This is a genomic window from Paenibacillus zanthoxyli JH29 (assembly GCF_000520715.1).
Lineage (GTDB): Bacteria > Bacillota > Bacilli > Paenibacillales > Paenibacillaceae > Paenibacillus_AQ > Paenibacillus_AQ zanthoxyli.
On sequence record NZ_ASSD01000258.1, the window covers coordinates 1 to 16,150 of the forward strand.

At 47.4% G+C, this 16,150-nt stretch carries 21 protein-coding genes and 2 pseudogenes; 7 read left to right on the forward strand and 16 right to left on the reverse strand.

Features of this window, described 5'->3' with window-relative positions:
* Positions 1–249 precede the first annotated feature (249 nt).
* Together L691_RS0109435 and L691_RS0109440 are read right to left on the reverse strand one after the other, a co-directional pair.
* Entirely contained in the window at positions 250–480 is a 231-nt protein-coding gene (locus L691_RS0109435; RefSeq protein WP_025690203.1) for a hypothetical protein, read from the reverse strand.
* Positions 481–677: 197 nt separating this feature from the next.
* Entirely contained in the window at positions 678–1,277 is a 600-nt protein-coding gene (locus L691_RS0109440; protein WP_025690204.1) for a stage II sporulation protein M, read from the reverse strand.
* Between the two features lie 104 nt (positions 1,278–1,381).
* Here L691_RS0109440 and pdaB point away from each other — a divergent pair, with 104 nt between their 5' ends.
* Positions 1,382–2,185 carry a polysaccharide deacetylase family sporulation protein PdaB gene (pdaB, locus tag L691_RS0109445; protein ID WP_025690205.1) on the forward strand — a complete coding sequence of 268 codons (804 nt, stop codon included), beginning with the start codon at positions 1,382–1,384 and terminating at the stop codon, positions 2,183–2,185.
* Positions 2,186–2,215: 30 nt separating this feature from the next.
* Here the strand turns inward: pdaB and L691_RS0109450 are convergent, their stop codons facing one another.
* Together L691_RS0109450 and L691_RS0109455 are read right to left on the reverse strand one after the other, a co-directional pair.
* Entirely contained in the window at positions 2,216–3,037 is an 822-nt protein-coding gene (locus tag L691_RS0109450; RefSeq protein WP_025690206.1) for a PPK2 family polyphosphate kinase, read from the reverse strand.
* A gap of 121 nt (positions 3,038–3,158) precedes the next feature.
* Complete coding sequence (locus L691_RS0109455) at positions 3,159–3,767, reverse strand: KinB-signaling pathway activation protein (protein WP_332249071.1); 609 nt, start codon at positions 3,765–3,767, stop codon at positions 3,159–3,161.
* A gap of 121 nt (positions 3,768–3,888) precedes the next feature.
* Between L691_RS0109455 and gerD the strand changes: the two genes are divergently transcribed.
* Positions 3,889–4,581 (forward strand): spore germination lipoprotein GerD, encoded by a 693-nt coding sequence (gene gerD / locus L691_RS0109460; protein ID WP_025690208.1) that lies wholly within the window; start codon positions 3,889–3,891, stop codon positions 4,579–4,581.
* A 99-nt stretch (positions 4,582–4,680) separates the two neighbouring features.
* Here the strand turns inward: gerD and L691_RS0109465 are convergent, their stop codons facing one another.
* From L691_RS0109465 to L691_RS28435, 6 genes and pseudogenes are all read right to left on the reverse strand, one after another.
* Positions 4,681–5,772, reverse strand: coding sequence for an Mrp/NBP35 family ATP-binding protein (locus L691_RS0109465; protein WP_025690210.1), 1,092 nt, complete (start codon positions 5,770–5,772; stop codon positions 4,681–4,683).
* A 64-nt stretch (positions 5,773–5,836) separates the two neighbouring features.
* Positions 5,837–6,610, reverse strand: coding sequence for an N-acetylmuramoyl-L-alanine amidase CwlD (cwlD, locus tag L691_RS0109470; RefSeq protein ID WP_025690211.1), 774 nt, complete (start codon positions 6,608–6,610; stop codon positions 5,837–5,839).
* 81 nt (positions 6,611–6,691) lie between these two features.
* A complete protein-coding gene (sat, locus tag L691_RS0109475; RefSeq protein WP_025690212.1) occupies positions 6,692–7,861 on the reverse strand; it encodes a sulfate adenylyltransferase in 1,170 nt (389 codons plus the stop codon).
* Positions 7,862–7,900: 39 nt separating this feature from the next.
* Positions 7,901–8,593, reverse strand: coding sequence for a phosphoadenylyl-sulfate reductase (locus L691_RS0109480; RefSeq protein WP_025690213.1), 693 nt, complete (start codon positions 8,591–8,593; stop codon positions 7,901–7,903).
* Positions 8,594–8,842: 249 nt separating this feature from the next.
* Positions 8,843–8,902, reverse strand: a pseudogene (rpsI, locus tag L691_RS34060) (30S ribosomal protein S9); the annotation flags it as partial.
* Between the two features lie 125 nt (positions 8,903–9,027).
* Positions 9,028–9,300, reverse strand: coding sequence for a YolD-like family protein (locus tag L691_RS28435; RefSeq protein WP_025690214.1), 273 nt, complete (start codon positions 9,298–9,300; stop codon positions 9,028–9,030).
* 79 nt (positions 9,301–9,379) lie between these two features.
* Here L691_RS28435 and L691_RS0109490 point away from each other — a divergent pair, with 79 nt between their 5' ends.
* The 5 genes from L691_RS0109490 to L691_RS28440 all read left to right on the forward strand — a co-directional run bounded on the left by L691_RS0109490 (position 9,380) and on the right by L691_RS28440 (position 12,382).
* Entirely contained in the window at positions 9,380–9,652 is a 273-nt protein-coding gene (locus L691_RS0109490; RefSeq protein WP_025690215.1) for a hypothetical protein, read from the forward strand.
* Positions 9,653–9,759: 107 nt separating this feature from the next.
* Complete coding sequence (locus L691_RS0109495) at positions 9,760–9,948, forward strand: type II toxin-antitoxin system HicA family toxin (RefSeq protein WP_232229148.1); 189 nt, start codon at positions 9,760–9,762, stop codon at positions 9,946–9,948.
* A 60-nt stretch (positions 9,949–10,008) separates the two neighbouring features.
* On the forward strand, positions 10,009–10,434 hold the full coding sequence (locus tag L691_RS0109500) for a type II toxin-antitoxin system HicB family antitoxin (RefSeq protein ID WP_232229146.1): 426 nt from the start codon (positions 10,009–10,011) through the stop codon (positions 10,432–10,434).
* A gap of 263 nt (positions 10,435–10,697) precedes the next feature.
* A complete protein-coding gene (locus L691_RS0109505; protein ID WP_025690218.1) occupies positions 10,698–11,570 on the forward strand; it encodes a hypothetical protein in 873 nt (290 codons plus the stop codon).
* Positions 11,571–11,824: 254 nt separating this feature from the next.
* Entirely contained in the window at positions 11,825–12,382 is a 558-nt protein-coding gene (locus L691_RS28440) for a hypothetical protein (RefSeq protein WP_025690219.1), read from the forward strand.
* 57 nt (positions 12,383–12,439) lie between these two features.
* Here the strand turns inward: L691_RS28440 and L691_RS0109515 are convergent, their stop codons facing one another.
* From L691_RS0109515 to L691_RS32650, 6 genes and pseudogenes are all read right to left on the reverse strand, one after another.
* Complete coding sequence (locus L691_RS0109515) at positions 12,440–13,177, reverse strand: N-acetylmuramoyl-L-alanine amidase (protein WP_025690220.1); 738 nt, start codon at positions 13,175–13,177, stop codon at positions 12,440–12,442.
* Positions 13,174–13,443 carry a phage holin family protein gene (locus L691_RS0109520; protein WP_025690221.1) on the reverse strand — a complete coding sequence of 90 codons (270 nt, stop codon included), beginning with the start codon at positions 13,441–13,443 and terminating at the stop codon, positions 13,174–13,176. The genes L691_RS0109515 and L691_RS0109520 overlap by 4 nt, the downstream gene beginning before the upstream one ends.
* Positions 13,444–13,468: 25 nt before the next feature.
* Entirely contained in the window at positions 13,469–13,672 is a 204-nt protein-coding gene (locus tag L691_RS0109525) for a BhlA/UviB family holin-like peptide (RefSeq protein ID WP_025690222.1), read from the reverse strand.
* A gap of 187 nt (positions 13,673–13,859) precedes the next feature.
* Positions 13,860–15,311, reverse strand: a complete 1,452-nt coding sequence (locus L691_RS0109530; RefSeq protein ID WP_025690223.1) for a hypothetical protein — start codon at positions 15,309–15,311, stop codon at positions 13,860–13,862.
* Positions 15,312–15,322: 11 nt separating this feature from the next.
* Positions 15,323–15,964, reverse strand: a complete 642-nt coding sequence (locus L691_RS0109535; RefSeq protein WP_025690224.1) for a hypothetical protein — start codon at positions 15,962–15,964, stop codon at positions 15,323–15,325.
* Positions 15,957–16,150 (reverse strand): annotated as a pseudogene (locus L691_RS32650) (baseplate J/gp47 family protein); the annotation flags it as partial. The gene L691_RS0109535 and the pseudogene L691_RS32650, both read right to left, overlap by 8 nt.

Here is a 16,150-nt window from a genome sequence, read left to right on the forward strand (position 1 = left end):
TCCCACTCACTCGTTGTTCAGTTTTCAAAGATCAATATCTCTTTCAGTGCATCGCTGCGTCTCACGCGGCGACCTTTATAATATATCACATTGTCTATCTGTTTGGCAAGTACTTTTTCGAAAAAAGTTTTTCTCAATTTTTCTTGCCTGCGCCTTCTTAACATAACAAAAAGGAGCGCGAGATATAATTTATCACGACGCTTCCTCTTTAGTCAACCCTTTTTTTATTTATGAAGCATCCGCTTTTTATTAATGCTTGATTTGGGATGAGCGGCCGCCCCAAGCGTATTTGGAAAGTTCCTTTTGCGGCGCGAAACGGGCGTACATGCGAAAAACAGTCTTGTATCTGTTAGCAATAGCATGCCTGATATTTTGATCCAATCGTTGATCGCTTAAGTCGAGCAGCATTTCGTCCAATTCTTTACGCAAGACATAGTCCAGTTCTTTGCATTCTTTTTCGTTGAACAACATACCCAACATCTGCTTGGCCTCCTTTATTTATTCTGATTAAACTGGAGATTCGGCTTGAACTACCGCTTACACTAGATTAACCGAAGTGTCCAAATAATAACCATAATTATATTTATTTCCTATAAAAACTGATTATTTATTTATACTGTTCATTACCCCAAATTTGCGTTTTTGCGTTTTAATGGTATGTGCAATTTTTCGAAATATTATGATAAGAGCGCAAAAGTAACCGTGCTCTCAATGACCGCTGCAATGAGCAGCAATATAACGATCCAAATGGACGCCGTCAGCGTCTGGCGCATAAAAGATGGCCAATCTCCCCCGCTCCGGGTTCTTCTCACCATGCTTGCCGCCGCTTTGGCGCCAAACTGAAGTCCGAAAGCACAGGCTATAATGATGGCGGGGATTTCAATAATCCCATGCGGCAGCAGCCCCTTGACAATCAGTTCAAATACATCCCTTCCCTGAAGCACAAATGTGTGCACTAAATAACCGATGACTGCCCCGTTGATCAAGAGAAAGATGGCCGGAAGAATGCCGAACAAAGCTCCCAGAAAAATAATCAGAACGCCTTTAATGCTATTGTTCAAAAAGATAAACACAAAAAAGCTCAACTGCGGATAGGACGATTCCCGTAATTTTTCGCTAATGCTGCCCAGTCCCTGCAGCTGCTGCATCAGAAGCCGCTCCAGACTGCCCGTTCCAATCCATCCGGCTGCAATGCCGACTATGAACAACAGACATGAGAACAAGAGCGCCTTGCGTATTGTGTAGATATCACGGCCAAACGTAAATATAGAGAACATGTCTTACCTCCTGGGAGTTTCGTTTTATACTAAGTCATAACCTTTCCGTACGAGCATACATTTAGAACAAACAAGCTTTCGTATGGGAGAGGAGTCTTGAGTGAATGAATTCCTTCTATGTATTCAGCGGCAAAAAAATAAAGCGTTTCTTCTACATTTGCGCCGCTGCTCTGCTTGCTGCCGGAGTCGTTTATGTAGAGCGTGGCAATATTACCGTCTTTTCCGAATCGCCCCCTTCCGCCATTTACAGTGTACCTACGGAGAAAAAGCTGATCGCTCTGACCTTTGATATCAGTTGGGGCGAGAAACGTCCGGGGCCGATTCTCAAGGTGCTGGAGGACAAGAAAGTCGACAAGGCTACGTTCTTCCTGTCTTCCCCATGGAGCAAGACACATCAGGACATTGTGGCGAACATAAAAAATGCAGGGTATGAGATTGGCAGCCACGGCCACAAACACGTCAATTACAGCTCGCTGAGCAGCGAGGAAATTCGAAATCAGATTACGACGGCAGGTACGATTCTGAATGAATTAACCGGGAAAGAACCGAAGCTGATCCGCATGCCCAACGGCGATTTTGACAAAAGAGTCCTGCAGGTGGCAAACGACCTCGGCTATAAAGTCATCCAATGGGATACCGATTCGCTGGATTGGAAAAATATCGGCGTAGAAAATATAGTGAAGCGCGTGACTACCAAAGCTCATCCCGGGGATATCATACTGCTCCATGCCAGCGACTCCTGCAAGCAAACCCATGAGGCGCTTCCTCATATAATCGATGCCCTCCGCAGTCAAGGCTATGAATTTGTGACTGTCTCCGAGCTAATCAGCCAAGGCAGTACCGAGGGCAAGGAAGTAAGAGACTCGGCGTGGCTCAGTGATCGGCTGGAGGATGCTGCTGGTCTGTAATCCTTTTTTGGGGCAGGGACTTTCGGCCGATTAATGGCGCGGGGAGATCAGTTCGGAAATATCCGGAGTCAGGGTGTTCAGTTTGGGATAGGTGAGCTTCAGCTTCTCCAATGTCTTAACTATGATATTCAATGCCAAATAGTTGCGGAACCAGCGGTGATTGGCCGGAATCCAGTACCATGGCGCATTACTTTTGGAAGTCTCTTTAAAAATATCCTCGTAAGCCTCCTGATAGTCGTCCCAATATTTCCGTTCTTCGAGATCGCTCGCATCGAACTTCCAATGCTTGGTCGGGTCTTGGAGCCGTTCTTGGATTTTTTCCAGCTGTTTGTCTTTCGAGATATGAAGAAACAGCTTAATGATAATCGTGTTCTCCTCCGTCAGCATCTCTTCAAAGTGCCGGATGTGGCGAAAGCGCCGCTTGGTCTCAGCTTTATCTTGACCTCCATGAACGCGGGGTACGAGTACCTCTTCATAATGGGAGCGGTTAAAGGCCGATATATATCCTTTGGCCGGGGTCTGTTTATGCACTCTCCACAAAAAATCATGGGCCGACTCATCCAGGGTCGGCTTTTTGAAGCTGGTCACCGTAAAGCCCTGCGGATTGATACCCGAAAAAACATGCTTTACCGTGCCGTCCTTACCGCTTGAATCCATCCCTTGAAGAACAATCAGCAGCGCATGCTTCTTTTGAGCGAAAAAAATGTCCTGCAGTTCGGCAAGCCGTTCCTTAAGAGCGCCCATTTGGGCCTCCGCCTCTTCTTTATTTGTGAAGTCTCCCGTTTCGCCAGGGTTGAGCTTGGGCAGTATTTTGCCGTCTGTGTCTTTTATCATATAGCGGTCGATGTTCATATATACCCCTCCCAGAAGTATCAAGGTCTTTCTTTTATGTTTAACCCCACCTTTCGAAACTCAATCGCACTGTACGCAAATAACCCCGCTTCCTGATTCCTCAGCAACGGAGTTAGGGTATTCATCCTGATGATCCGGCGGCCGGCCACAAAATCCGGTGAAGTCTCAAAATCTGGAATGCATTACAGGCAATCAACGGAACCACTATAAATAAGGTTGCATTATCCACACCAATCCGCAGCACGCCGATCATTTCCACAATTGTAATACCGGTCATGAAGAAGAACGTCGGAATCCAGGCCGAAGCGTTGGTATCTCGCACTTTGAAATAAGCAACAGCGATGGCAGCAAACAATATGGAAAAACCAAGAGTCAAATCGGATATCAGACTCCGCTCTCCCCCGACGAACGAACGCAGAAAAAACAAATCGAACAAGGCGATAACTGCCAAAGCGAGCTGTATGTACTGCCATATTTTTCGCGGAAACACGCCAAATCCCATATAGTTCAGAATCAGGTATGCAAAAAAGCCAAGCTGAGAGTAGACGCTTACCAGCATCCCGTAGCCAAATAAAATAAGCGCATAAAGAAAGGTGTCCGTTAAGCTTGTGAAGGGAACGGCGCCGCTGATTCCCTGAAGCGCCAGCCCTGCTGCGACAGCTCCTGCGGAACCGATCAGCAGTGTTGTCCAGAACAGATGAAACCATTTCTTTATATTCAGGCTGCTCACCCCCGTGACAGATTTATTTTACCAAGGTTGCCGCCAAAAAACCATGACCGCCGCAAACATAAATGTGTTTTCTCTACGGCATACTACATATCAGTATCCCCAAAAAAGGAGGACGGCACCAATGAGACGGGCGGTATTACGGAATAGTGGAATTGTGCTTGGCCTAATTCTGGTCTTGACGGCCTGCGGAAGCGAGCAGAGCAGCTCTTCTTCACAGCAGTTTAGCTATAAGGAAATGAAGACAATGGTCGTCGATATATTAAAAAGCGAAGAGGGTAAAAAGGCGGTTGAGGAAGCAATGTCCACACCCAGCGGGGGTGCTGGCGGAGGCGGCGGAAGCGGTACAATGAGCATGAAGATGCTCCCGCAGACAAATGAGCAGATTCGTCTGGCGGTAAAGGATACGATTACAGCTCCCGAGTATCAGAAGGAAATCGAGAAAATTATGAAGGACCCGCGGTTTGCCGGGGATTTTGCCAAAGCGATCAATTCCCAGAACAAGCAGCTGCACCTTCAACTGATCAAAGACCCGACTTACCAGAAATCGGTTGCCCAAATTATGAAATCTCCCGAAATGATGAAAATGTTCCTTGATCTTACCAAAACGCCGGATTACCGGAAGCAGACGATGACCGTCATGCAGGAAACGATGCAAAACCCTTTGTTCCGAATGGAGGTTCTTTCACTGCTTAAATCGGTCGTTCATGAGGAGCTTCAGCCAAAAACTGAGAAAAAAGGAGGCGGCAAGGGAAGTTCAGGCGGGGGTAGCGGTGGCGGAGAAAGCGGCGGAGATAGTGGAGCTGGCGGACAATAGCCAAAAAATGAACGAAGGTGAATCTTATATAGACAGTATAACGGACTTGAGCTCACTAAGAAGCCAGGCGCTCTTATATAGGGCCTGGCTTCTTAGCATTTATTCACATTTGATGATGACCCGGTCTGCAATTTCGTCGAATAACCGAGCTGTATCCGTTCCTGCTTTATACACAGATGGCGAGAAATCGGGATCGGAGACATGGTTGTCCGGCGCTCCAAGCGGAATTTGCCCGATCAAATCCGTGTGCAGATTTTCGGCCAGTCTTGCTCCCCCGCCACGACCAAAGATATAATCTTTTTGGCCGCAGGCCGAGCATTGATAATAGGCCATATTTTCGATAACCCCTAGAATTTCGTGATCGGTCTGCAGCGCCATAGAGCCCGCTCTCGCCGCCACAAACGCCGCTGTAGCATGAGGAGTGGTCACAATAACTTCTTTACTCTGCGGCAGCATCTGGTGGACGTCAAGCGCCACATCGCCCGTTCCCGGAGGCAAGTCCAGCAGCATATAATCAAGCTCTCCCCAAGCGACATCGCTGAAGAATTGACGCAGCATTTTGCCCAGCATCGGACCGCGCCAAATTACCGGATTATTTTCACGGATAAAAAAGCCCATCGACATCACTTTCACACCGAAGCGCTCTACAGGAATAATCGTTCCGTCTCGGGCGACAGGCCCTTCCTCGATTCCCATCATGTCCGGAACGCTGAAACCGTAAATGTCTGCATCGATCAGACCGACCTTTTTGCCTTTTCGCGCGAGAGCAGCAGCCAGATTAACCGTAACCGTCGATTTGCCGACTCCTCCCTTGCCGCTCGCTATGGCAATGAAATGGACACCTGAGTTCTCATTAAGCAGCTCAAGCCCTTCTAGACCCGCCGCGTGACCTTTGAGCTTCTGTTCACCTTCGGTTGTGCCTCCCTGTTTCAATAGAGACCGCTCATGGTCGGTGGCGTCCCTCAGACGGATATGGACATTCTCGGCGCCGCCTTCCCGCAGCCGATCCCTAACCTCCTGCTCAAGCTCCATCCGCTTCGTTTCATCTGTTTCCAGACAGACCAATGATAAAGAAATACGGTCTTCCTTAATCATAATATCGCGGATCAACTGCAGCTCTACCAAGCTTTTTCCGGTTTCCGGGTCGGTAATTGGCAGCAGTAATTCTTGTATTTGTTCCCTGGACAGCATTGGAAAACACCCCTGTTCTGTAGCCGGCAGTTTATTGACCGGATCTTGTTTGTCTATTATAGCATTACCGTTTAGGGGATGAGTAGTCCTTTGCCTGTTCGCCCGCTTCATACCGCAGAATGCCTCTGTAAATGCTTGTTGCCACTTTCCGTTGGTATAGGTCATCACCGAGCAGAACCGACTCTTGCGGATGAGACAGAAATCCCACCTCAACTAAGATAGACGGCATTCGCAGCACCTGCAGCAGGTACACGGTTTTTACCGTTTTCGCGACTCGGTCTGTATTCGCAAGAACTGTCCGGAGTTCTTCCTGTACAAGACTTGCCAGAGCTTCATTACCCGAATGATTCGGATAGTAGAAGACTTGAGCGCCGCTCCAGCGGTTTGATGGGATGCTATTCATGTGTATGCTAATGAAAAGATCGGCTCTCTTATCCTCAATCGTTCTGACACGCCGTTTAAGGTCTTCTGTCTTGCGCTTAGAATAGCCCTTTGTATCCGATCCGGCCAGATCATAATCGCCTTCACGCGTCATGATGACGACGGCGCCCGCCTGCTGCAGATAATCGCGTAAATAGAGCGAGACGGATAAATTAATGTCTTTTTCAATCAAGCCTTCCCGGCTGACTGCTCCTCCGTCGGGACCGCCATGTCCCGCATCAATTGCAATGACCTTACCGGACAGCGGCAGGCTCCAGTAGTTCCACGTTCTCGCGGTAGGCATGTCATACGAAATAATGCCCAGCAGCAGGGCCATAAGGGCGATGCCCCAAATTCCCTTTTTTATGCCGCTCCAAGAGATCCAGACCGAGACCTTTTTACCTTTACGGCCGGACATAATAAAAAACCCCCTCGTCCCGATAGATTCTACTCATCTATATGGGACAAGAGGGTCAAATAGTACCTTTAATCCATGATTTTATGAGGTTGTAACTTCCTTCATGCCTTCGATGAGAATTTGGGCAACCTCCGGCCGTGAGAATTCAGGCGGCGGGCACACTCCTTCACGCAGCATAGCGCGAACTTTGGTGCCGGACAAGGCTACATGATCTTCTTTGGTATGAGGGCATGTCTTACTCGAAGCCATATTTCCGCACTTCTTGCAGAAGAAGCTGTGCTCGAAGAACAGCGGCGTAATGTCCAGTTCATCAGCAGTGAAGTTGGAGAAAATCTCCTGCGCTTCATACGTGCCGTAGTAATCGCCTACACCGGCATGGTCGCGGCCTACGATAAAATGGGTACAGCCGTAATTTTTACGGACCATGGCATGGAAAATCGCTTCACGCGGGCCCGCATAACGCATGGCTGCCGGGAATACGCCAAGGAACGTCCGGGTCTGCGGATAATAATTTTCGAGCAGGGCCAGGTAACTCTTCATGCGGACATTTGCCGGCACATCATCCGACTTCGTCTCACCGACCAGCGGGTTCAGGAACAATCCGTCTACAATCTCCATCGCAGACTTTTGAATGTACTCATGTGCGCGGTGAACGGGATTCCGGGTCTGGAAGCCTACAACTGTTCTCCAGCCTTTTTCCGCAAAAATTTCGCGGGTCTTGGCCGGATCAAAATAAAACTCTCCGAATTTCTCCGGCTGCGGACGGTTGAGTACGGTAATCGAACCGCCGACATAGGTTGCATTTCGGGCAAGAAGCTTGCTTACGCCCGGGTGCTCCGGATCGGTTGTCTTAAATACATTCTGCGCTTCGACCTGCTGATCGACACTGTAAATGCTCTCGACATCCAGAAGCCCGTATATTACTCCATCCTCTTCACCGACCAGGGCTACTTTCTCACCGATCGCCAATGCGGCGGCTTCCTCATCGCTTAGAGACAGCGTAATTGGAATGCTCCATACCGTACCGTTCGCAAGACGCATATTCTTAACTACGGAATGATAGTCCTCCTCATTCAGAAAACCGGTTAACGGTGAAAATGCGCCGACACCGATCAAATCCAAATCAGAGATTGTCCAGGTATTAATGGCAATCTTCTTGAATCCTGCCGCTTCCTTAAGCAGCCGTTCTCTCTCCTCGCCCTCAGCTATCCGATTGATCAACGTTCCGCCATGCGGAAGGATTGCAGTCATCTATTTTCTTCCCTTCTCTGTTGTTGCGATTAATATGTCTTACTTGTGCAGTCCGCACTCCGTCTTATCGGAACCGGACCAGCGTCCCGCACGCGGATCTTCGCCAGGCATAACGGCGCGTGTGCAATGCTCGCATCCAATGCTCGGGAAGTGGCGGTCATGCAGCGGGTTATAGATAACATCGTTGCTGCGGATATAATTCCATACATCTTCGCTCGTCCAGTCCGCAATCGGGTTGAATTTTACCAGACCAAACTTATAATCATATTCGATCTTCTTCGCATTGGCGCGGGTTGGGGCCTGGTCGCGGCGAATACCGGTAATCCATGCATCGTATTGGGACAAAATACGCGTCAGAGGTTCTACCTTACGGATATTGCAGCATTGGTTCGGTTCTGATTTCCAGAGTTCCTCGCCATACTGCTGAGCTTGCTCCTCTGGAGTGATTTGCGGGGATACCCGTACAAATTCCAAGTTATATTTCGCTTCGATCTTATCTCTAGTCTCATAGGTTTCCTGAAAGTGAAAATCCGTATCCAGGTAGAAAATATCGGTAGATGGACTCACCTTCTGCAGCATATCAACCAGCACAACGTCTTCGGCTCCAAAGCTGCAGGCAAAAGTTATATTTGGAAAAGTTTCCACCGCCCAGCGAATAATCTCCTCTGGTGTGGCATGCTCTAATTCTTCAGCCTTCACTTTGATTAGCTCTTCTTTTTCAAGCAAATTCATTCCGTATTCCTCCATCCCAAAATAAAACTTCATTAGCTTAAATTCCAACTAAGTTAATATGAAATAAGTATATAACTTTCCCATGGGATGTCAATGATATTTCAGCATTAAAAGATTGCAAAATAACATTTCCCTATAAATGTTAAAGAAATTCGATTCAGTTATCGAGCTGTAGGAACTTAGTATGCTAACATAAAAACCCCTGGCTTTAGGAGCCAGAGGCTGAAATTCGTTGATGCACAAAAAATATTAACGTTTCGAGAACTGAGGAGCGCGACGAGCGGCTTTGAGGCCGTACTTTTTACGTTCTTAAATATCGCGTTCCGAATAGTTCGGATAATCGCATTATAATAGGAAATTTTTCGTTTTGTTATACGATTAATTCCGATGGTTTCAGGCACAAATATGGTCAAAATATGGTCACGGACTCGGCTCTAAAAGGCCGGGTTCTCCACCTTCAATATGTCTCTGAACGGAACTTTTACAATGTCGTCATGACCCTGCTTAATGTGAATCTGTTGTCTGTCTCCGTCAAGCTTCTCTACCGTCCCTTGGACGGTTCCATACTTCCAGACCATCACGATAATTGGCTTGTCATTCTCTTTTGCCTCTTGAAGCTGCTCGGCTATTTCCTGCTGAGTAAACTCATCCAATTTGGGGCGATCATCAGTTTTTCGTTTGGTTGACGGCTTCGGTATTGCTGTCATAAATCATCATCCTTTCGAACGTTTGTTCTTGAATTATATACGAATAAACGTTCGTAATTCAATAGTCAGGAGGGAAAATATGAAAATTGAATTAACGACCCTTCAGCAATTTGTCGATCAATTCTTTGATCCGGAAGAACCCACCCGCTGGCGCTCATACGACCGTCCCCAACTCACTCCACGGCAAGCTGGAGAAGTCGCTGAATGGTACGCCGTCAAAATTCCTTATGCGATCACCGTATACCGCCATGAAGATGTTAAGCGATGGGACCGAGAAGAAATGCCTTATGGACGTCCGGTGCTGATGATCGAAATGAAAATGGAATGCCGCAGGGGAGTCGGGTATGATTAATGACGCGCATTATTATGCTTGTTTTATGTTGACGCGCATTATTATGCGTGTTATAATAATATCAGAAGGGAGGGGAGAGAGTGGGGAAGCAAGTCACAGTAAGGGAAGTGCTCAAAGGCTTAAAGGCCGCAGGGTTCATAGCTTCACCGAACCACAGCGGGCGCGGAAGCCACCAGCGCTACATACACCCATCTGACCCAACGCGGTATGCTGACGTAAGCATCCACGCAATGGGCCAGATGGTCCCGAAAGGGACGCTGAAGAGCATAGAACGGACTTCCGGGGTTAAATTCTAACCCCGGGTTTCCCTTACCCCCTCCCACAAGTGAAAGATAAAATGAAGGAGTGTGAACCAATTGGCAACCCAAGTGCCGCGCTATATTTATCCGGTAGTAGCAGAACAGGGAGAAGACGGTGGCTATGGATTATACTTCCCTGATTTTCCTGGGACTGCGATTCTGGCTCCCGATATCCACACGGCTGTCAAAGACGCTAAAGACATGCTGATTAATTTATTATTGGAAATGGAGGAAAGGGGAGAGGTACCGCCGGCTCCATCTACTCCAGCACAGATTGAATTCGAAGATCCGTCCGACAAGATTGTGTTCGTCGACGTGTATATGCCTCCGTATCGCGATGAGGCAGCAAATAAGTCGGTTACAAAAAACTGCACTCTTCCCAAATGGCTTCGAGAGGCAGCGGATGAGGCCGGGCTTAATTATTCACAGATTCTGCAAAGCGGCTTGAAGGAGGCTTTGGGTCTGGGAAAGCAAAATCGTTAAAATGCCAAAGAAAGTACCCTGCCTGATGATGGCCGGATGGGAACCGGCCGAAACGTCTTCCCCAGTAATGGGGAAACGTCGCGGGAACCCGAGACGGCAGTGAATTCCAACATTCCCTTGAACATTGAGGGAAAGATTTTCTGATCGGTAATTGACCTCTAGTTAATTATTGTATATATTTGTAATTATATGGAGGATAACATTTGCAGAGATACACCTTTGACTCCTTATGAATAATGTATCTATCATGTGGAGGGATTAGCTTGGAAGAACAAGTTAGCGAAGAAGTTTATTTATTGTCAGAAAAAAATCATCCATTAGACAAGGCTTTTGAATTGTTCAGATTGAGTTATAAGCAAAACGATTGGAACGAAGCTGATCTTATTGCGACTCATATGCAGGCAATGGCTGATAGTTTGTATAAAAGTCAGCTAAAACAAGCGAACGTTTTTCCCGGGCTTCAACTCCCATTGAGACGGCCGCTTGTGTTTTACATCGGTTACAGCTATTTAGCAAAGTCTATCGTTTATCAAAAACAAGGGCGTTATGATGCAGCAAGAGAGTACATAGACAAGTATGCAAACTTAGATGGGTTAGTTGGTCTGGATCAAGAAGGCCAAGAAGAAGTTCAGCGTTTCAAGCATTTTGCAAAAGCAAATTCATATGCCATTGATTTGCTATCAGGAAAGCTAGAAGTTTTGGATGAGTATCATAATTTTATTAAGGAGAATGAGGAGGAAATCCTGCCAGGTCTCATTACTATGCTAGAAGCAGCCAATTTGAATAAGTGGAATATTGATCAACTGCTTGATACTTATATTCCGAAGGAGCTTGAAACATTTTCAAGCTTCGAAGATACCGGAAACCGTGTGTATTATATCAAATTGCTTCACCAGCTATCCATTTACCGCATGAATCAGCAGCGATACCCTGATGCAATAAATTATATTCTTGATTATCTAGCAATTGGGGTTAAAATGAGTGTAGGCAGGGAAATTATTACAACTATTGCAATGTATGAGACTATACGTGCATTTGCAACTCTGGAACAGCAAGGCGTGTATGATAATATTTTAAAAGGAGTGCTTTCTGATGAAAAAAATATTAACAGCAACGTTAATCGTAACATTTCTTAGTATCGTAGTTACTTTATCCCCAACTATTTCGGCTGACTCGGCTGAAAACTCCGTTGCATTTAATCACGGCGTTAACGGCTAAATAATGAACGAAGCAAAGAGGATTTGCCCTTGGCGAATCCTCTTTGTGATTAGAGACAGTCTTTAATTTTAGATACACGGTTATACAGATTGTTCTTTTGAAAATACATAGTAAAAAATACCCAATCCTGCTAAAATGATTTTGTCATAATTCATTGTTTAGCGGAGGGATCATGAAGAGATTAAAAAGTTTTATTGCGATATCAATTGTTGCAGCAACTTTAATCGGAGGTTGTTCCAGTGATGCGAAGGGCAACGCAGTATCATCCCCATTACCGACGGAGACGGCAAAGACAGCCGATTTCTGGACTGTAATCGACGGAGCAACATGGACTGGTGATTTTCAAGGATTGAAAACTTCAATAAATAAAATTGTGGTTTCGGATAAAGTTCCAATGACAGACGGGACTATTGGTTCAGCTGTTGGGGTAAAATTCAATATCGAAAACACCACCGAGGATACTTTCACAACTTACCCAGAGCAAGCCGTTCTAGTAACATCTACTGGAGAGCAAGTTGACGCTTATTTTGATGTCAATCAGGGAACTGATATAGGTGGAGAAATATATCCCGGGGTAACTAAAGAAGGAAACGTAACATTTTTCCTGAAGCATGGTCATGCGGAAGATATAAAATGGATCAGATTAATGTGGAATGCTCATACAGGCGACGAAAGGAACGTAAAACAAGATAACCAAAAAAAGTACGACGCGAAAATAGAATTCAAATAATTAATTCCCCGCCGGTATCGTTGGCGGGGAATTTTATATTCCCAACCGCTTGGGAATTTACTTCGTGATGCTCGCTGTTTTCGTCTGATTGTCCCAGGATACTTTTACCCCCAGCGCTTCAGCGACGGCCCGCAACGGTACGTGTACTGTGCCCTCGATCAGCGGCGCGGTGGCATCCAGCCGTTTACCGTTGACCACTACTGTAGCCCGATCCTCGTTGCCCGCAGATTCCAGTTCCTTTCTATTAAGCCCCAGGTACTGCGCAATCCCGTACACATGCCCATCAATGATCGCATTCAGCACGGCAGTATTTTTCAGCCGGCCCGCGTCTGCCGCGACATCGACGAACAGATTTTCTGTGAGTACGGCAGGCATCTTGCTTTCACGAACCATATGCAGATTGTCCGCCTTCTGGCCGCGATCGACAACGCCGGGTGCGGACGAATCCAGCCGGGCCTTGATAGCCTTGTGGAGAACGTTTTGCAGCGTAGCCGACGCAGCAGAAGCTTGGACATAACGGAAGGTCTCAAAGCCGCCTTTTCCGCCTCCCGCATTACAGTGAATGGATACCAGGATATCAGCCCCCGCTTTATTGGCGAGGTCCGTTCGTTCCTTCAATTCCAAAAAACCGTCGGCGCTACGGGACAACAGCACTTGCACGCCGTCATAATCCCGTTCCAGCCGCTCCCTGATCCCGAGCGATACCGTAAGGACAATATCCTTTTCCTTCAGCCCGTTACCAATACCTCCCGGGTCCTTACCACCGTGGCCCGCATCAATCCATACCTTTTTCATTGTTCACCATTTCCCTTCTTAGCCTGTTTGACGAGCTGATTGCCGTATACGGCGACGGAAGCACACAAGACGGCCTGTAAGACACTTTCGACAGAAAGTCCGTATCCCAGGATAACCACAACCACAGCAGCCAGCGTAACCACGTAAATGATGGTCCAGTCCGGAACACGCGGCGTTTGCTTCAAAACATACCCGATCACCCAACATACAGCCACGACAAGCAATAATTCCGGTTTAATAAAATTAGCAATAGCATTCCATTCCATTCAAATCATCCCCTTAATATCATTGTTAATTTTTGTGTGGAAATCGGTCTTTCATTTCGCGAAGCTCTACGATGATGAGATCATACTTCTCCGAAAACTTACCTAATAGATCCTGCAGCCGACCTTCACGCTCCTTATTTGCCCGCATTACATAGATAAACAGCCAAACGAATAGCACAGCGAACGGGCCTTGCGTTAAAAAATATTTAAGTACGTCCATTTCTGTCATGGTCGCCCTCTCCCCCTATGTTTCTCCCTTTTAAAAATCCCCCGGATCAGATACGAGGGCAAAATAAAAACGCCCTATTCGGCGCCAGCAATCTATTGCTAAAGCAGTGCTGCCACATCATCACGGATGATGATCGCAGCTAGTGGGCGATTTTATTAATAAAATCTTGTATATTCATATGTCCTCCTTAGAGTTTTTCGCCGATTACCATAACTCGTAACCCTGTATAATCGGTCGTGGTGGATAAATTTTCAATCGCGAGTGAAGCAGAATGCTGTCCGCCCGTTCTATTGTTACTAATATAATTAACTCTTAGTTGTGAGTTTGTGTCTCTGTAAATCCCCCCATTTGATGTATTCGAAGGGAACACACATCCACAATAAGTTGCGGCTGATGTGTTACAAACTATAATCGCGTAAATATTCCGGAACTGTCCTGCTGATGTTGTATTGTATGTGTATATTTGTCCGCGATTTATTGTAATCCCATCACTGTCCGCCCTACCTGTATACGCTCCGTTAATACCAAATATCTCAGCCCCTACCGGGATATAAGCGGCTTGAAGATAAGCATTAACAGACTGTAATTGCGCAACGGATACTTTTATCTCTCCCGCGCCGGGTCCGCCTTTACGATATCCTTCGGAAGGATAAACGGCTAACGAGCCATCGCCCCATTTACCAACACCCTGCGCGGGGTCTGAACCAGAAGTAATAACAGGCATGCTGCCCTGTAATCCGAAGAAGTTTTTGTCAGAGCGGAAATATGGGGCAATAAAATCCGGGTCATCTGCAAATACTCCGAAATGCCCCCCACCCTCATCACCCGTTTGGTCAATGTACGCACCGTTCGGCGCGTACAGATGCACTCTACCGGGGGTTGACATAGCGGATTGCGCTCGTTCATACCCAGGGTATTCGCCTCCGGTACGCCTAACCATCGTCCCTGTTTTACCCGCAATCGTGGTATCATTAACAACCTTAGCCGCGTCAAATGGTACTGCTGCTACAACAATATCCGTATCGTAAATCCCAGCCAGCTTAGTTATCGTAGACTGCCCAGGTGTTACCGTTCCACCAGTTCGAACAGGCACAGTCCCTGTAATTACATCCCCGTTATCGTTTGTTCCGGTTTTCCCGGCGCGCAAGTCAGAGGCGGTAAGAGTGCCTTCCCCTCCGCTTGCGCTATCTGCCAAAAAATCCGCACCTACCTTTCGAAACATATAGGGCTTACCAGCCTGTAGCTTTCCCGCTGCATAGGCATTACCCTTGTTGTCTTTAAGGGCTACAGCGCCCAAACCGTTAATGTTAAGCGTCGGGCTGGCCCCGTTTGCCACGTGCGGAACAATCGTAACGCCAAGGCCATCCGGCAAGCTTGTCGGCGCCGGTGAAAGGGTTACAATGTACGCGGTAGACGTACCGGACGTAGTGGCATAAGCGGGCTGACGGATATAGTCCGCTTTGTGTGTAGAAACTACACTACGGATTTCAATCAATACAGCGTAGATTCGGTTAAATAACCAATTGAGCCACCCTGCAGGCGGTTTGTCGTTTACCTGCCAGCCTGTCGTCCTTTTGGATTCAGGCGGTTCAACCCCGGCAGCCTGCCACTCCGGTAATTGCTCATTGAAATCTGCCAATCAAATCCCTCCTAAATGGGTAGCGGATAATCGTCACCCGGCATGTAGACCTCGCCAAGCGTCCCGCCAGTTGTCATATCTATATCAGCCAAGCCGAGAGGACTTGTCTCCAGTGCATCGTACTGAGAGGACAAGGAAAACGTCCCGGTGAGCTCGATCTGTGCAACACGGACGCCGGCGGCGACCGTTTTTTGCACAATCTGCGCGAACTGAACCGGCGACATACCGACCTCATTCAGCCGCTGAGTTGGTACACGAATCAGATTGATTGCCGCAGGCTCCGGGTCTTCCGGGTCGTCGAATTTTTCTTGAATCCGTATGTCGCTATAATTACAATCTAACGCCAAGGCCAGAACATGGATGATCGTGTTAACGTCCGTTTTGGACAAGTTTCTGGCGATCTTGCTTTTGAGCAGCACACGGTAAACCTCATCCGTGGCCGCACCGCGAGGCTGTACAACGTTGCTGCCGATCCGGTCCAGTGTAGTACCTTGGGCGGCGTCGATGGACCTCCATTCCCGCACCGTTTCCAACGTACCATTTATGGCAGTCAACTGCTCATGCAAGATGCCGATCAGCTTGCCTAAATTACTGTTCGGGTCCTTGTTATACGTGTCTGCAAAACGCCGAAGCATGTCCTTAACGCTAAACATGGCTGGTCACCGTCACATTCGCTGCCGTTGCCTGCGCCACCTCGTAAGGTTGTATAGAGACATTCGCGCCGCCAAGGCTTCCCAAGACCTTACCGACCGTCAGCGTTACGTCCTCGACGCCGGCCACGCTGTATACGGCGCTGATGAGCTTGGTATAGATAACATCCGCCCCCATGTTCAAGCCAA

Excerpts from the sequence above, each read along its gene's own strand:
- L691_RS28435 (WP_025690214.1), bottom strand. The coding sequence starts at position 9,300 with ATGACAGCAATACCGAAGCCGTCAACCAAACGAAAAACTGATGATCGC.
- L691_RS28440 (WP_025690219.1), top strand. The coding sequence starts at position 11,825 with ATGAAGAGATTAAAAAGTTTTATTGCGATATCAATTGTTGCAGCAACT.
- L691_RS0109525 (WP_025690222.1), bottom strand. The coding sequence starts at position 13,672 with ATGACAGAAATGGACGTACTTAAATATTTTTTAACGCAAGGCCCGTTC.
- L691_RS0109440 (WP_025690204.1), bottom strand. The coding sequence starts at position 1,277 with ATGTTCTCTATATTTACGTTTGGCCGTGATATCTACACAATACGCAAG.
- gerD (WP_025690208.1), top strand. The coding sequence starts at position 3,889 with ATGAGACGGGCGGTATTACGGAATAGTGGAATTGTGCTTGGCCTAATT.
- L691_RS0109520 (WP_025690221.1), bottom strand. The coding sequence starts at position 13,443 with ATGGAATGGAATGCTATTGCTAATTTTATTAAACCGGAATTATTGCTT.
- L691_RS0109450 (WP_025690206.1), bottom strand. The coding sequence starts at position 3,037 with ATGAACATCGACCGCTATATGATAAAAGACACAGACGGCAAAATACTG.
- L691_RS0109535 (WP_025690224.1), bottom strand. The coding sequence starts at position 15,964 with ATGTTTAGCGTTAAGGACATGCTTCGGCGTTTTGCAGACACGTATAAC.
- L691_RS0109480 (WP_025690213.1), bottom strand. The coding sequence starts at position 8,593 with ATGAATTTGCTTGAAAAAGAAGAGCTAATCAAAGTGAAGGCTGAAGAA.
- pdaB (WP_025690205.1), top strand. The coding sequence starts at position 1,382 with ATGAATTCCTTCTATGTATTCAGCGGCAAAAAAATAAAGCGTTTCTTC.
- L691_RS0109515 (WP_025690220.1), bottom strand. The coding sequence starts at position 13,177 with ATGAAAAAGGTATGGATTGATGCGGGCCACGGTGGTAAGGACCCGGGA.
- sat (WP_025690212.1), bottom strand. The coding sequence starts at position 7,861 with ATGACTGCAATCCTTCCGCATGGCGGAACGTTGATCAATCGGATAGCT.
- L691_RS0109490 (WP_025690215.1), top strand. The coding sequence starts at position 9,380 with ATGAAAATTGAATTAACGACCCTTCAGCAATTTGTCGATCAATTCTTT.
- cwlD (WP_025690211.1), bottom strand. The coding sequence starts at position 6,610 with ATGTCCGGCCGTAAAGGTAAAAAGGTCTCGGTCTGGATCTCTTGGAGC.
- L691_RS0109435 (WP_025690203.1), bottom strand. The coding sequence starts at position 480 with ATGTTGGGTATGTTGTTCAACGAAAAAGAATGCAAAGAACTGGACTAT.
- L691_RS0109465 (WP_025690210.1), bottom strand. The coding sequence starts at position 5,772 with ATGCTGTCCAGGGAACAAATACAAGAATTACTGCTGCCAATTACCGAC.